This window comes from Actinoplanes sp. NPDC024001, from assembly GCF_040638955.1.
In the GTDB taxonomy this organism is placed as follows: domain Bacteria; phylum Actinomycetota; class Actinomycetes; order Mycobacteriales; family Micromonosporaceae; genus Actinoplanes.
This window is the reverse complement of sequence record NZ_JBEZZB010000004.1, coordinates 124,297-133,215: the sequence shown is the minus strand read 5'-3', so window position 1 is coordinate 133,215 and position 8,919 is coordinate 124,297. Positions and strand designations below refer to the sequence as shown.

General features: G+C 73.1%; 10 protein-coding genes. 4 read left to right on the top strand and 6 right to left on the bottom strand.

Annotated elements, in window-relative coordinates:
* A partial coding sequence (locus AB0F81_RS03605) for an AbfB domain-containing protein (protein WP_360190333.1) occupies positions 1-1,248 on the top strand: 1,248 nt, incomplete at its 5' end.
* A gap of 26 nt (positions 1,249-1,274) precedes the next feature.
* On the opposite strand, the gene AB0F81_RS03600 is transcribed toward AB0F81_RS03605, so the two are convergent.
* The 4 genes from AB0F81_RS03600 to AB0F81_RS03585 form a co-directional block, all read right to left on the bottom strand.
* Entirely contained in the window at positions 1,275-2,201 is a 927-nt protein-coding gene (locus tag AB0F81_RS03600; RefSeq protein ID WP_360190330.1) for an endonuclease/exonuclease/phosphatase family protein, read from the bottom strand.
* A 23-nt stretch (positions 2,202-2,224) separates the two neighbouring features.
* Positions 2,225-2,680 (bottom strand): hypothetical protein, encoded by a 456-nt coding sequence (locus AB0F81_RS03595; protein ID WP_360190327.1) that lies wholly within the window; start codon positions 2,678-2,680, stop codon positions 2,225-2,227.
* The gene (locus tag AB0F81_RS03590; protein ID WP_360190324.1) at positions 2,677-4,053 is read right to left on the bottom strand and encodes an MFS transporter; all 1,377 of its coding nucleotides are present in this window, start codon (positions 4,051-4,053) and stop codon (positions 2,677-2,679) included. The genes AB0F81_RS03595 and AB0F81_RS03590 overlap by 4 nt, the downstream gene beginning before the upstream one ends.
* Before the next feature lie 94 nt (positions 4,054-4,147).
* Positions 4,148-4,660: a hypothetical protein gene (locus tag AB0F81_RS03585; RefSeq protein WP_360190321.1), complete on the bottom strand. Its 513-nt coding sequence runs from the start codon at positions 4,658-4,660 to the stop codon at positions 4,148-4,150.
* Between the two features lie 61 nt (positions 4,661-4,721).
* Here AB0F81_RS03585 and AB0F81_RS03580 point away from each other — a divergent pair, with 61 nt between their 5' ends.
* From AB0F81_RS03580 to AB0F81_RS03570, 3 genes are all read left to right on the top strand, one after another.
* On the top strand, positions 4,722-5,711 hold the full coding sequence (locus tag AB0F81_RS03580; protein ID WP_360190318.1) for a WYL domain-containing protein: 990 nt from the start codon (positions 4,722-4,724) through the stop codon (positions 5,709-5,711).
* Positions 5,712-5,802: 91 nt separating this feature from the next.
* A complete protein-coding gene (locus AB0F81_RS03575) occupies positions 5,803-6,237 on the top strand; it encodes a phage holin family protein (RefSeq protein WP_360190315.1) in 435 nt (144 codons plus the stop codon).
* Positions 6,237-6,611 carry a DUF3618 domain-containing protein gene (locus tag AB0F81_RS03570; protein ID WP_360190312.1) on the top strand — a complete coding sequence of 125 codons (375 nt, stop codon included), beginning with the start codon at positions 6,237-6,239 and terminating at the stop codon, positions 6,609-6,611. Before AB0F81_RS03575 ends, AB0F81_RS03570 begins: the two co-directional genes overlap by 1 nt.
* Before the next feature lie 54 nt (positions 6,612-6,665).
* Here the strand turns inward: AB0F81_RS03570 and AB0F81_RS03565 are convergent, their stop codons facing one another.
* Positions 6,666-7,112: a DoxX family protein gene (locus tag AB0F81_RS03565; protein ID WP_360190309.1), complete on the bottom strand. Its 447-nt coding sequence runs from the start codon at positions 7,110-7,112 to the stop codon at positions 6,666-6,668.
* 126 nt (positions 7,113-7,238) lie between these two features.
* The gene (locus AB0F81_RS03560; protein ID WP_360190306.1) at positions 7,239-8,894 is read right to left on the bottom strand and encodes a glycoside hydrolase family 43 protein; all 1,656 of its coding nucleotides are present in this window, start codon (positions 8,892-8,894) and stop codon (positions 7,239-7,241) included.
* Positions 8,895-8,919 lie beyond the last annotated feature (25 nt).

The window sequence follows — 8,919 nt, the reverse complement described above, 5'->3', positions numbered from 1 at the left end:
TGCCGGCGGGGGCTGCCCGCGTGCGGGGTCAACCAGTGGGGGCGCCACCGGGCCGGGGCCCGGGTCCGGTTCCGGCGCCCCGCGCCGCGGGCCGCGGCGGCTGACCGGCCGGACGCCGCCGCGGACGTCGAAGGGCCGGCGCTGCTGCGCGCCGAGGTCGCCGCACAGCGCCGGCAGGTACGCCACGCGATCCGCTGGCTGGACGGCGGCGAGCGCACCGTGTTCGCGCTGTGGTGGCTGGAACTGATCGGCGAGCTGAACCGCACCGACCTGGCCGCCGGCCTCGGCATCAATGTCGCTCACGCCGGCGTACGGGTCCAGCGCATGCGCGAACGCCTGGAGGCCGGCCGCCGGGTCGTCGCCGCGCTCGAGACGATGCCCGCGTGCGCCGCCCTCGACCAGGTGACCGCCCGGTGGGACGGCACCCCCGGCCCGTACTGGCGCAAGCGGATCGAACGCCACGTCCGTACCTGTCCGGTCTGCGCACGTGCCGGCGGCGACCTGGTGCCGGCCGAACCGCTGCTCGCCGGCATCGCGCTGCTGCCCGTGCCCCTCACGCTCGCCGGCGCCCTGCTCGCCAAGAGCCTGGCCGCCGGTCCACCGGCGGCCGTGGCCGGCGGCGCCACCTGGCTCGCCCGGCTGACGCAGGCCGCGACCGTGCATCCGGTGGCCGCCGCGATCAGCGCGGGCGTTCTCGCCGTGGGCATCGCCGTGCCCACGACGTGGACGGCCGCCCCCGCCGAGTACCGCGCCGCCGTGGGGCTCCTGCCGCGCCCCGGCCCGGTGCCGCCGCAGCCCGATCCGGCGAGCCAGCTGCCGAAGGGCAAGCTCTCGCTGGAGTCCGCCGCCGAGGCCGGCCGGTTCGTCGCCGTGGCCCAGGGCCGGGGCGTGCTCGTTCCGGTCAGCCCGGCGAGCGACGCCGCGGCCCGGCAGCGGGCCACGCTGGAGGCGGTCACCGGTCTGGGCGACGCCGCCTGCTTCTCCCTGGTCGACGCCGACGGCCGCTATCTGCGGCATTCCTCGTTCCAGCTGCGGTCGAGCCCGGACGAGGGCACCGTCCTGTTCCGCCGGGACGCGACCTTCTGCGCGCGAGCCGGCTTCCGGCAGGACTCGATCTCGCTGGAGTCGGTGAACTTCCCCGGCTTCTTCCTGCGCTCGGTCGACGGTCAGCTGTGGATCGACCAGTTCGACGGCAGCGACGCGTTCCGGGCGGAGAGCTCGTTCGTCGTGCGCGCCCCGCTCGCCTGAGAACCGCGCCCCGCTCGCCTGAGAACCTAGGGCAGGCGCAGGCGGGCCTGGACCGGCAGGTGGTCGCTCGGGTACTGGGAGCCGCGACGATAGGTGTTCATCAGCGCGCCGACCGCGGTGACGCCCGGCGTGGTGAGGATCCAGTCGATGCGCTTGCCGTCGGGTGTCGGGGACTGGTAGCCGTGGTTGGTCCCGTACGCCGGTCCGCGCCGCGCCGCGGAGGTCCAGGTGTCGCGCAGGCCGGCCCGGTCCACCAGCGCGCGGTAGATCTGGCTGCTGTCCGATGCCGGGCTGTTGAAGTCGCCGGTCAGCACGACCGGCAACCGGTCGAAGGTGGCGAGCCGCTGCACGATGAGCCGGGTCGCGTTGCGGCGGGCCGGCTCGCTGACGTTGTCCAGGTGGGTGTTGACGGCGTAGAACTCGCGGCCGGTCGCCAGATCGGTGAAGAGCGCCCAGGTGACCATGCGGACGCTGTAGGCGCCCCAGCTGATGGATCCCGGGACCTGCGGCGTCTCGGAGAGCCAGAAGTTCCCCGACGTGCGCGGGCGCAGCCGGGCCGTGTCGTAGAAGATCGCCATGTGCTCGCTGAGGGAGCCACCGGCGCGGCCCAGGCCGAGGTAGTCGTAGTTCTCGCCGAGGTCGCTCTCGATGTCGCGGAGCTGGCCGGCGAGTCCCTCCTGGGTGCCGATCAGGTGGGGCCGTTCGGCGGTCAGCAGGTCACGCATGGCCGGGCGCCGCTGTGCCCACGAGTGCGGCGTGATGCTGGCGGCGAACCGGAGGTTGAAGGTCATGACGTCGAGGTCGGCGGGCGTGGCCGGGCCGGCGAGCGTCTCCATCGCGGGGAGTTGCGGATCGCTGGTCAGCACGTGCCGGACGGGCTCGCGGCCGGTCTGCTGGAGACAGACGGCGGTGAGCGCCGCCACGATCAGCAGCCGCACGCTGCGCTTCGGCATGGTCCGACGATAGCCAGCAGCGCTCAGCCGAGCTGCTGCGCGATCCGTTCCAGGCCGCTTTTGATCAGCTTGCCGTACTCGTCGTCGCCGAGTGCGCCGATCCCGGCCCGCGCCTGCTCGAGGTGTTCGCGGGCACGGCCGGGGTCGCCGAGCCGGTGGTAGCAGTCCGCCAGGTTGAGGTGCAACGACGGGTACAGCCCGGCCACCGGCAGCGTCACCCCGGCCTCGGCGACCCCGCTGTCGGTGAGCCGGTCGGCCGCCGCCAGCGCACGCTGGTCCCAGAGCAGCTCCTGACGGACGTCGTCCTGCACGTCGGCCATCGTGTGGGCGAGGACGCAGACGTGCAGCGGGTCGCCCTGCTCGCCGCCGATCTCGTCCCAGAGCCCGGTGAGCTGGTCGCGGGCCGCGTCGGGCTGCCCGCGATGATGATGCAGCTCCGCGGCCTGACCGATGCGGACCAGCACGGCGTCGGTGATCATCGCTGGTCTCCTCCGGACGGCATGAGGTACAGCGTCGTGAACACTGCCACGCCGACCACCGCCGCGGCGATCAGCTGGGTGGTGCTGTAGTCGGCACCCGCACCCACCATGGTCAGGTAGACGGCGACCGCGATCGCGCCACCGACGTGACTGGTCGACTCGAACAGCGCGGAGGCCATCCCCCGATCCTCCGGGGCGGCGTCGCCGATGCACTCCCGGGTGAGCCCCACGTAGATCGGGCCCGCGCTCAGCCCCCAGGCGATCAGGAAGACCACCAGCAGCGGCAGCGAGCTGCGGCCGCTCACGGCCACCAGGGCCAGGGCGATCGCGCAGAGCGCCAGCGCCGCGGCGACCATCCGCCGGGAGCCGTAACGCCGCGCCAGCCGGGCGGCCGGTGCGGCACTGATGATGGCGGCGAGCAGCACCGGGGCCAGCACGATACCGGCCTGCGCCGCGGACAGCCCGTGCGCGTCCTGCAGCTGGAGGCTGCCGACGACCACGACGGCGGCGTAGGCGGCCGAGTGCGCGCCGAATGCCAGGCAGCTCGCCACCAGCCGGCGCGACCGGACCACGGCCGGTTTGATCAGCGGGTGCGCGACGCGGCTCTCCCACCGGGTCAGCGCCGCCAGCATCAGCAGGCCCACGACGACGGGCAGGAGCGCGACCGGCCGCCACCCGTGTTCGCCGATCTGGCTGGCGCCGTGGATGAGCGCGAGCAAACCACCGGTGACCAGCACGGCGCCGGTGACGTCGAGCGGTTCCCGCCGGCCGCTGCGCGGCTCGTCGGCCGGCAGCCACAGCAGCGCGGTCAGCACGGCCAGCACGGCGACCGGCACCACGATCAGAAACAGCCAACGCCAGCCCAGGTACGACGTGATGAGGCCACCGCAGACGGCGCCGGCCATCCCCGCCGTGTTCGCCGCGACCGCCACCACCGCGAAGACCCGGCTGCGCCACGGCTCCTCGGGGAAGAGCGTGGCCGCCGACGCCAGCATCGCCGGGATCGCGAAGGCGGCGCCGACGCCCTGCAGCACCCGCCCGGCGAGCAGCACCGCGAAGGTCTGCGCCACCCCGGACAGCAGCAGGCCCACCGCGGTCAGCGCGATGCTCGCGACGATCACCCGGCGGCGGCCCCAGACGTCACAGACCCGGCCGCCGAGAACCAGGAAGCCGCCGATGCTCAGCGAGTAGAGCGTGACCACCCACTGCAGCCGGCCGGCCGGGACGGCGAACTCGGCGCCGATGCGCGGCAGGGCGGTGGCGACGGCGAGGCTGTCGAACAGCACCAGGAACATGGCGCCGGCGAGCACCAGAGCGGTGGGCCAGCCGGGCGCCGCCCGCCGCGTCGCGGGGGTGATCGACTGCGGTCGCATCGGTCCGTCCTCCGTGATTCGCGGGGTGTCGTTTACCCACCTCTGCGCAGAGCACCAGGCCGACACTTCCCGCTCGGAGGCGGACCCAAACCGGTCAGCCGGCCCGGCGCACGAACGTCATGACCCAGTTCACCGGATCCCAGGTCGCGCCGTCGTCGTAGGAGAAGTCCTGCTCCCACCGCGCCGAGGTCGGTGTGATCATCGACCACCGGTAGCGGACCAGAGCCGGCCGGCCGCCGATCGTGTCCGGGCCGAGGAAGACGCCGACGCCGTCCCGGAACCGGCCCTCGACCGGTGGATCGAGCCGGCCGGGACGGGTGGTCGAGCTCCACCAGATGCGCCACAGATCCGCTTCCGGGTCGTACAGCCGCAGTGACATGCCCTCCATCGGCAGGCCGTCCGGCAGCGTGGCCGAGAGGGTGTCGACGTTGCCGATGCCGCCGAGCACCGGCCGGGCCTCGCAGGTGCTGTCGAACTCGCGCCACTCGGTGCACTCCGGGTCGAGCACGTCGGCGATCCTGCGGTGGCGCACCGTCCACTGGCCGAAGAGGAAGTCGAAGTCGCCGCGGCCGTCGAGGGCCTGCGAGGCAGTGGTCTGCTGGGTCATGCGGCGACGCTAACGCCGGGGTGTGTCAGAAGCTGTCAGGGTTGCCGGGCATGATCGCCGCATGACTGCCGGTCGCCTTCTGTCCATGGTGCTGTTGCTGCAGACCCGGGGCCGGCTCTCCGCCGGGCAACTCGCCGGCGAGCTCGGCGTCTCCGTCCGCACCGCCTACCGCGACCTCGCCCGGCTCCAGGCGGCCGGCGTGCCGGTGTACGCCGAGACCGGCCAGCACGGCGGATATCAGCTGGTGGAGGGCTATCGGACCCGGCTCACCGGGCTGAGCGGCAGCGAGGCGCGGGCCCTGTTCCTCGCCGGGCTCCCGGCCACCGCCGCGGACCTCGGCCTGGCCGAAGAGGTCGCTGCCGCCCGCCTCAAGCTGCTCGCGGCCCTGCCGGACGACCTGCGCGACGAGGCCGCCCGTACGTCTGCGGTCTTTCATCTGGACGCGCCCGGCTGGTACCGGGAGCCGGAGGCGCAGCCGTTCCTGATCCTTCTCATGGACGCCGTCGTCGCGCAGCGGGCCGTCGACGTCTGCTATCTGCGCTGGCGGGCGCCGCAGGAGGTCCGGCGACGCCTCCATCCGTACGGTCTGGTGCTGAAGTCAGGGGTCTGGTATCTGGTGGCCGGCGCCGCCGGCGACGGCGATCGCGGGCCGGCCACCTATCGGGTGGCCCAGTTGCGGCAGGTCGTCCTGACGACCACCGGTTTCCAGCGCCCGGCCGGCTTCGCGCTGGAGGCGCACTGGTCGGCGTATCTGGCGGACTTCGAGGCTCGCCGGTTCACCGGCACGGCGACCATCCGGATCTCACCGCGGGGCCGGGCCCGGCTGGCGGACCTGGCCGAGCCGGCGATCGTCCGAGCGGTGGAGCGGACCGCGGGCGAGCCCGGCGCCGACGGCTGGGTCGACGCCACCATTCCGGTCGAGAGTGTCCAGCACACGTGTCAGGAGATGCTGCGGCTCGGCGCGGACGTCGAGGTGCTCGCACCGGCGCCGCTGCGGCAGGCGATGGCCGCGACGGTGCGTGACCTGGCGATCCGGTACGCCGTCGCCTGACGGGGCGGCCGGCCGATCTCCACAGTGCCGTTCCTCCGGCCGGGGTGTTTCGCCGTGGCGGGCCTGGGCACACAGCGCGGGAAACAAGGAGGTGAATGCCGTGACGGCAAGCGCATCGCCCGGTGGCGAGTCCACCGGTGCGTCGACAGCGGAACTGGTGAGCCAGGCGGCCGCCCAGATCTCCACGCTGGTCCGGGACGAACTGACCCTGGCGAAGCTCGAACTGACCGAGAAGGGCAAGCGCGCCGGCGTCGGCGGTGGCCTGTTCGGCGCAGCCGCCGCCCTTGCGCTCTACGGCGTGGGCCTGCTGCTGACTCTCGCCGTGGTGGCACTCGACCTGGTCTGGCCGTTGTGGGTGGCCGTGCTGGTCGTGATGGTCGTGGTCTTCGCCGCGGCCGGGATCGCCGCGCTGCTCGGCCGGACGAAGTTGAAGGCGGCGGCGCCCCCGCTGCCGCGTGACGCGATCGCCGGTGTGGAAGCCGACGTGAACACCATCAAGACCGCAGCCCGGGAAGGACGTCGCTGATGAGTACTTCGGACACCCCCGCCGATCCGGAGCAGTTGCGCTCCGAGATCGAGCAGACCCGCGCCGAGCTGGGCAGCACGGTGGAGGCGCTGGCGGCGAAGACCGACGTCAAGGCCCGTGCCAAAGAGGCCGCGGCGGACGCGAAGATCCGCGCCAAGGTGGCGGCGGCCGACGCGAAGGATCGCGCGAAGGAGGCCGTGAGCGACGCGAAGGTCCGTACGAAAGAAGCCGCGGTGGATGTCAAGGACCGCACCCGGCAGACCGTGGCCGAGGTCCGTGAGGACCCGCGCCGCGCGGTGCCGCCGGCCCTGATCGGCGCGATCGCGCTGGCCATCCTCGTCACCGTGATCGTGGTGCGCCGCAGACGAGCCTGACAGCACGGGGAACGCCGGTGCGGCGGAACCGGACGCCGCCGCACCGGCCCATCGTCACGACCGTTGTGCTGCCGGCACGGCCGCCGGCATCGGCGCCGCGCCGCGCCGGCGGGCGATCAGCGCGTCGACCGACCACGGCCCGGCGCCGATCACCGCGATGGCCAGGAAGGCCCAGGCGTAGAGGGCCGGGGTGACGCCGCCGTTCTCGATCGGCATCAGCCCCTGCGGCTGGTGCACGACGAAGTAGGCGTAGGCCATCGATCCGGAGGCGAGGATCGCGGCCGGCCGGGTGGCGAGCCCGGCCAGCACCAGGGCGCCGCAGACCAGCTGGATCATCCCGGCGTACCAGTTCGGCCAGGTGCCGGGGTCGATCGCCTGGCCGGATCCGCGGTTGCCGCCGAGGACGCCGAAGACCGTGGCCAGCCCGTGGCAGAAGAAGAGCAGGCCCACCACGATCCGGAACAACGACCAGACCGGCTCAGCGAGGCGCGGAGTAGTCATGGGGTCTCCTTGGGGAAGGGGAACGGGGATGACCGCAGATTACGAAGCGTCACACCGATTTCACAATGACGTTCGTCAATGTGCAGCTAAAGCTGTGGGAGCGCTCCCAGGATGCGGGAAAGGGCGTCATTCCGCTCGGTAGGTGGCCCGGTCGACATCGGCGTAACCGCCCTCGGCACCCAGATCCTGCACCCAGAGACCGACGAAGGCGCCGGTGAAGCCCCAGGCCTCGGGTTCGCCGGGCACGATCGTCGCGGCGTACTCGTCGGACAGGGTGGTGGCGTCAAAGGTGCCGCCGAGATCGTGCCAACCGGACCCGGTCGTGAACGCGAAGCTCAGCGCCGCACCGTCCAGGCGGACCCGCAGGCCCACCCGCCGGTGGTCACCGAGCGGGGTGCGCAGGCCCGGCGCCGCGGTGACACGCCCGCTGTCGCAGCACAGCACGTCGAGCACCGCCGCGCCGTCGTCGTCGGCGGTGACGTGCAGGTAGTACCAGTTGCGGGAGTTGTAGTAGGCGGTGACACCGGCCAGCTGGCGGTAGTTGCGTGGCTCGAACTCCATGGTCGCCTCGAAGGTGCACCGCCGGGCGGTGACCCGGCGAGCCACCAGGCTCGGCCGGTGCCGCGCCATCGGCGACTGGCCGCCCCGGATCCGCAGGTACGACGGGCGGGCCGCCAGATCCAGCCAGTCCGGTGTGGCCGGCCGGCGCAGGGTCGACCAGTTCACGCCCAGCTCCGGGGCGTCGAAGTGGTCGTCCTCGAACTGCTCGGAGGAGACCTGCTGGGGCGGCACGGTGACGCCGGCGGGCGCGGGGACCTCGTCGGCGGGCACCCCGTCGTGGATGCGGGGGAACCCGCCGTCCGGCCACTCGACCTTCTGCAGGGCGGTCTCGCGGCCGAGCACGCACCGGTCGAACGGCGGGTACGGCCGGGCGGCCAGGTGCGCCAGGTACCACTCGCCGGCCGGGGTCTGCACCAGACTGCCGTGGCCGGCCTTCTGCAGCGCCAGGTCGGGACGGCCGGACGAGGTCAGCATCGGTCCGGCCGGATCCACCTCGTACGGCCCGAGCAGGCGCCGGGACCGGGCGACCGTGACCTGGTGCGCCCAGCTGGTGCCGCCCTCCGCCGTGACCAGGTAATACCAGCCGTCCTTGCGGTAGACGTTGGGAGCCTCGGTGAGACCGGCCCCGGTGCCGGCGAAGATGATGTGGTCCGGGCCGACGAGACGGCGCTCCCGCGCGTCGTAGCGCTGGAGGGAGATCCCGGCGAAGCGGTCGCGGCCGGGCCGCCAGTCGGCGCGCATCGACAGCATCCAGGTCGTGCCGTCCTCGTCGTGGAACAGCGACGCGTCGAAGCCGCGGCCGTGCAGCACCACCGGGTCCGACCAGGGTCCGGCCATGCTCGGCGCGGTGACCAGGTAGTTCTGTGGATCCCAGTAGCCGCCCGCGAACGTGGCCACATCGGTGTACAGCAGGTGGAACAGCCCGTTGGCCCAGGTCAGGTTGGGCGCCCAGACACCGCACGAGTCGGCGGCGCCGGTGAGGTCGAGCAGCCGCCGCTCGGTCAGCACGCCGCCGAGCGGCCGCCAGTCGACCAGGTCGGTCGAGTGGTGCACGCGCACCCCTGGGTACCACTCGAAGGTCGAGGTCGCGATGTAGTAGTCGGCGCCGACGCGCAGGATCGACGGGTCCGGGTGAAAGCCCGGCAGCACCGGGTTGCGGATCATCCGGTGGCCGGCGCGGCCGTCGTCGGCGGTGGGGACGGCGGCCTTGACGATCGTCATATGGGTACCACCCGCAGTGATGGTG